1 protein-coding gene is annotated in these 204 nt (G+C 67.6%); it reads left to right on the top strand.

The genetic code is table 11. The features are described from left to right. The coding region (locus tag BEN49_RS28320) for a hypothetical protein (RefSeq protein WP_158023003.1) at positions 1-204 on the top strand (204 nt) is incomplete at both ends.

Below are 204 nucleotides of genomic sequence, written 5' to 3'. Positions count from 1 at the left end.
CTGCAAGGCGACTCGTACCTCACGGCCTCGACCGACGAGATAAAGTGGGGCCCCGACAGGTGCGGGCGCGCATTTTCGTGGGCGAGCCGTTCCGGTGGGCCTACCCTGCAAGGCGACTCGTACCTCACGGCCTCGACCGACGAGATAAAGTGGGGCCCCGACAGGTGCGGGCGCGCATTTTCGTGGGCGAGCCGTTCCGGTGGG

Source organism: Hymenobacter coccineus (assembly GCF_001816125.1).
In the GTDB taxonomy this organism is placed as follows: Bacteria; Bacteroidota; Bacteroidia; order Cytophagales; family Hymenobacteraceae; genus Hymenobacter; species Hymenobacter coccineus.
The sequence above is the reverse complement of the archived record's forward strand: the minus strand, read 5'-3'. Positions and strand labels throughout refer to the sequence as shown.